Source organism: Bradyrhizobium altum (assembly GCF_020889705.1).
Lineage (GTDB): Bacteria > Pseudomonadota > Alphaproteobacteria > Rhizobiales > Xanthobacteraceae > Bradyrhizobium > Bradyrhizobium altum.
In genome coordinates, this window is sequence record NZ_JACMYP010000413.1 from 1 (window position 1) to 5,020 (window position 5,020).

Annotated in this window: 5 protein-coding genes; 3 read left to right on the forward strand and 2 right to left on the reverse strand. The window is 64.7% G+C overall.

Going from position 1 to position 5,020, the window contains the following annotated elements; genetic code table 11:
* Window positions 1-622: 622 nt before the first annotated feature.
* A complete protein-coding gene (locus H8B02_RS45110; protein ID WP_229172189.1) occupies window positions 623-1,171 on the forward strand; it encodes a cytochrome b in 549 nt (182 codons plus the stop codon).
* A 15-nt stretch (window positions 1,172-1,186) separates the two neighbouring features.
* On the opposite strand, the gene H8B02_RS45115 is transcribed toward H8B02_RS45110, so the two are convergent.
* On the reverse strand, window positions 1,187-1,714 hold the full coding sequence (locus H8B02_RS45115) for an Lrp/AsnC family transcriptional regulator (protein ID WP_212316444.1): 528 nt from the start codon (window positions 1,712-1,714) through the stop codon (window positions 1,187-1,189).
* Window positions 1,715-1,801: 87 nt separating this feature from the next.
* Here H8B02_RS45115 and ald point away from each other — a divergent pair, with 87 nt between their 5' ends.
* Window positions 1,802-2,917 (forward strand): alanine dehydrogenase, encoded by a 1,116-nt coding sequence (gene ald, locus H8B02_RS45120; protein WP_176533261.1) that lies wholly within the window; start codon window positions 1,802-1,804, stop codon window positions 2,915-2,917.
* Window positions 2,918-3,024: 107 nt separating this feature from the next.
* Here the strand turns inward: ald and H8B02_RS45125 are convergent, their stop codons facing one another.
* The gene (locus H8B02_RS45125; protein ID WP_229172190.1) at window positions 3,025-3,795 is read right to left on the reverse strand and encodes an IclR family transcriptional regulator; all 771 of its coding nucleotides are present in this window, start codon (window positions 3,793-3,795) and stop codon (window positions 3,025-3,027) included.
* A 146-nt stretch (window positions 3,796-3,941) separates the two neighbouring features.
* Here H8B02_RS45125 and H8B02_RS45130 point away from each other — a divergent pair.
* Window positions 3,942-5,020: 3-isopropylmalate dehydratase large subunit (locus tag H8B02_RS45130; RefSeq protein WP_229172191.1), on the forward strand; the 1,079-nt coding region annotated here is incomplete at its 3' end.

Below are 5,020 nucleotides of genomic sequence, written 5' to 3' on the forward strand. Positions count from 1 at the left end.
TATTGCTGAGGCTGCCGTTCGACTGCTCGTGGAACTGTCGGTACAGCGCGAACCAGATCGCGATGTTGGTGGCACTGACGAGGCTCAGGAAGCCCCACCACCGGACCACTGGATTCGACCAAGCCAGCGAAACCGGCCGTGCCCGCCACTCCATGCTCATTCACCGCTCCGCGTGTAACCGAACTGATATTTAATTGTAGTAATTCTGTCATAGAAGGCAGCGGATCACGACTAAAAAATGCGTGTGGCGCGGGGCCGGGCGGCTCCGATTGTGACAGCGTTTGTGACAGCGGGCGCGGTTTGTGACAGCGAGCGCGTGGTGAGCCGTTCGTTCGTCATTCCGGGGCGCGCGGTAAGCTCTTCGTCATTCCGGGATGCGCCGAAGGCGCAGGCCCGGAATCCATCGGGCCGCCGGGTTGCGGTTGAATGGATTCCGGGCTCGCGCTTCGCGCGCCCCGAAATGACGAGGGGGGAGACATGGCTCTCCAGCCTTCGCGATCGTGATCGAAGGTGACGCCCGCCCAGGTAGGCAGGCGTCGCGCGATCATCTATGGAACGGCTTCCATTTTCGGGCCGAACCCGCACGGGCGGCTTCAGGCCAAGGCGTCTTGTGACGACGGACATGACGGCCAGCTACGATCCACTGTTGCGCAGGATTCACTGGGTGACGGCGGTGCTGTCCATCGCGGCCATGCTGATCGGGCTCTATTGCGGGCTGCAGCCGGCCGGGACGTCGCCGCGGCGCGAGCTGCTCGAGGTGCACAAGTCGCTCGGCGTCACCCTGTTCTTCCTGGCGATCCTGCGGCTGATGGTGCGGGCCGTGACCACGGCGCCGCCGGAGCCGGGCTCGTTCTCTCCGCTGATCAGGATCGCCGCAAGACTCAATCACTGGGCGCTCTACGCCATCCTGTTCGTGATGCCGGCGACCGGATACATGTTCTCGTCGGCCGGCGGCTATTCGCTGCGCTATTTCTGGACCTTCAGCTGGCCGCGCCTGTTCGCCGACAACAAGGCGGTGGCGGAGGCCGGCGAGCTGGCCCATGGCGCGCTGGCCTATGTCGTCTATGCCGTGGTCGCGCTGCATATTGCCGCGACGCTGTGGCATGTCGTCGTCAAGAAGGACGAGACGCTGGCGCGGATGTGGCCGCGCGTGAGCCGTAATCCGTTCTGACGCTGCGATCGGTCCTCAGCCGCGCAGGGCAGTTTCCGGGATCGTTCGGCGAACCACTTCGCGCATCGCGAAGCTGGAATGGATGCGGGCGACGCCCGGCATCCGCGACAGATGCTGCTTGTGGATACGCTCGAAGTCGGCGATGTCGCGGGCGATCACCTGCAGATGATAATCGTCGCTGCCCGACATCAAATGGCAGGACACGACGTCGGGACAGCGCGCGATCGCAGCCTCGAACGCTGCGAGATAATCCTCGCTCTGCTTCTCCAGCGTGATGGTGACGACGACGGTCGTCACAAGGCCAAGTGCCGTCGGCTCGAGGTCGACGCGGTAGCCGCGGATCACACCGATCTCCTCGAGATGGCGGATGCGCCGCGCGCAGGCGGTCGGCGACAGCCCGACCTTCTCGGCGAGCTCGATCTGGCTGGCGCGGGCGTCGGCGACGAGCTCGGCGAGGATTCTGAGATCGATACGATCGAGACCGTCCACGCAGTTTTCCTTCGAGGGCTGAGCTGGAAACGAAGGATATGAGCGTATCTGCATGTGCACAAGCCGGAATTCGCTGAGAAACGCCATGTTACGAGGAATAGCCTCGAGGCTAACGGAAACGAATCCTTCAAGGAGCGGACCATGCGCATCGGCGTGCCCAAGGAAATCAAGGTCGAGGAATATCGGGTCGGGCTGACGCCTGCCTCGGTGCGGGAATATGTGGCGCACGGCCACGAAGTCGTGGTCCAGCGCGGCGCCGGCGACGGCATCGGTGCCGGCGATGACGTCTACACCCAGGCCGGCGCACGGATTGCCGACACCGCCGAAGAGGTTTTCTCGGTCGCCGAGATGATCGTGAAGGTGAAGGAGCCGCAGCCATCCGAATGGATCCGGCTCCGCGAGGGGCAGATCCTGTTCACCTATCTGCATCTTGCGCCCGACGTGCCGCAGACCGCGGGGCTGATCGCCTCCGGCTGCACGGCGGTCGCCTATGAGACCGTGACCGACGCGCATGGCGGGCTGCCGCTGCTCGCGCCGATGAGCGAAGTCGCAGGCCGGCTTGCGATCGAGGCCGCGGGCGCCGCGCTGCGCAAATCCGCCGATGGCATGGGCAAGCTGCTCGGCGGCGTGCCGGGCGTTCCGCCGGCGCGCGTTGCGATCATCGGCGGCGGCGTGGTCGGCACCCATGCGGCGCGGATGGCAGCCGGGCTCGGCAGCGACGTCACCATCCTCGACCGTTCATTGCCGCGGCTCCGCGCGCTCGACGACCTCTTCCTCGGGCGCGTCCGCACCCGTTACGCCACGCTGGAAGCGATCGAGCAGGAGGTATTCGCGGCTGACGTTGTGATCGGCGCGGTGCTGGTGCCCGGCGCCAGCGCGCCAAAGCTGGTGTCGCGCGCACAGCTCGCAGGCATGAAACGCCGTGCGGTGCTGGTCGACGTCGCGATCGACCAGGGCGGCTGCTTCGAGACCTCGAAGGCCACCACGCACCAGGCGCCGACCTATCTGGTCGACGACATTGTGCATTATTGCGTCGCCAACATGCCGGGCGCGGTGCCGGTCACCTCGAGCCACGCGCTCAACCACGCCACCCTGCCGTTCGGCCTGGCGCTGGCGTCGAAGGGATTGCGGGCGCTGGTCGAGGATCCGCATCTGCGCGCCGGCCTCAACGTCCATCGCGGCCGTATCACCAACCGCGCGGTCGCCGAGAGCCAGCATCTGTCGGCCGTGATGCCCGAGGAAGCGCTGGCGTCGTAGGAATTTCGGCAAGGCCAGGTAATTGTAGCCCGGATGGAGCGAAGCGAAATCCGGGCTGCTTTCTCCGCGGAGGGACTGACCCCGGATTTCGCTTCGCTCCATCCGGGCTACGGCGCCACATCTGCCAGTTCTTTCAGCCGGCTCTGCATGACTTCAATGATGTGCGCCCGCTTTGCCGCGATTCGTTTGATTGGTCCGCCGATGCCGATCGCGAGCGGCGCGCGTCGCTTGGGCAGGGGAACAAGCATGCCGATTGTGTTTGCGCCCGGCGTCGTGCGCCCGCTTGACTCGGAAAAGCCGCGGCGGCGAATGCGCTCGACCTCTTCGAGAAAGGCCGCTTCGCGAACGCGCGCCGACTGACTCGGCTCCTCAGCGTTGTTGCGGCGGATGATGCCGCGAATTTTGGTGTTCGGCATCTGGCTCAGCAGCACGTGTCCGAGCGCGGTGCGAACCATTGGCCGTATTTGACCGGCATTTGCAATGAACTGAAGCTGATTGCCGCCGGGGACAACGTGTAGGTACCGCATCCCGGCGGCGCCGGCCTGTTGTCCAAGCATCACGGTCTCGCCGCCAGTCGCGGTCCAGAGTTCTTCCATCAGATCGGTGAGCTTTCGATCACGGAACGGAGAACGGCGGATCCAATCGCCAAGCAGATTGACCCGGTAGCTGGGGATGAAACGCCGCGTCTGTCGGTCGTATTCAAGGTAGTTCAATTCAACGAGACATCGAAGCAACACTGACGTGCTCGATTGGGGCATCTCCAGCGCGGAAGCTATTTCAGTCACGGAAGCAGCCCGCTTTGTTTCCCGAAAGAACTCCAGAACCGCAAACGTCCGTATGGCCGATTTGACGATGGCTGTCTTGTTCGCGTTCGGCATGGCTGTCTCCGCGGCGGGTCAAGGACCGCGCCTCCATCACATATGTGATGTTAGGGCAAAACTGCTTCACTTGACGACAACTTTGGCACAGATTGGCGTCAATAAGATCAAGCCGCATGGAAAACGCAGAGAGCGGGGGAAGGTGGATGCCCGGACGAAGTTTGCTCGAGAAGATCTGGGACCAGCATGTCATTGCCCGCCTGAGCGAGGACACAGATCTGCTTCATATCGACCGCCATCTGCTGCACGATCTCGGCGGCTCACGCGGGCTACTCGATCTCAAGAGCCGTGGTCTCAAGGTTCACAATCCCGAACTGACGTTCGCGACGCCGGATCACGCGCTGTCGACGGCGCCCGGCCGCGCCGGGACCAGCAAGATCGGAATGGAATTGCTTGCCGCGCTGCGCGTCGAGACGGCGGCGAGCGGCATCACGCTGTTCGATGTCGATCAGCCCGGCCAGGGCATCGTCCACGTCATCGGGCCGGAGCTCGGCCTGAGCCTGCCGGGCGCGACCATCGTCTGCGGCGACAGCCACACCTGCACCCATGGCGGGCTCGGTGCGCTGGCGTTCGGCATCGGATCGAGTGAGCTCACCCATGTGCTGGCGACGCAGGCGCTGATCCAGCGCCGCCCGAAGACGATGCGTGCGCGCTTCGAGGGCAAGCTATCGCTCGGCGTCACCGCCAAGGACATGATCTTGGCACTGATCGGGCATATCGGCGCCGCCGGCGGCACCGGTTACGCGGTCGAATATGCCGGCAGTGCGATCCGCGCGCTGCCGATCGAGGGACGGCTGACGATCTGCAACCTCTCGATCGAGCTCGGCGCCAAGATGGGCATGGTGGCGCCGGACGAGACAACCTTCGAATTCCTGCGCGGCCGTCCCTATGCGCCGCAGGGCGAGATGTGGGATCTCGCGGTCAAGGCATGGCGCGAATTGCCGAGCGATCCCGATGCGGTGTTCGACCGCGAGGTCGTGATCGATGTCGAAAAGATCATCCCTCAGGTGACCTGGGGCATCAGCCCCGAGCATGTCGTCGGCGTCGATGGCACCATTCCCGATCCGAAGACGGTCGACGATCCGGCGCGGCGCGCGGCGATCGAGACCGCGCTCGAGTATATGGGCCTGCAAGGCGGTGCGCCGATCGCCGGCACGCCGGTCGACTGGGTGTTCATCGGCTCCTGCACCAACAGCCGGCTGAGCGATCTGCGCGCCGCGGCCGA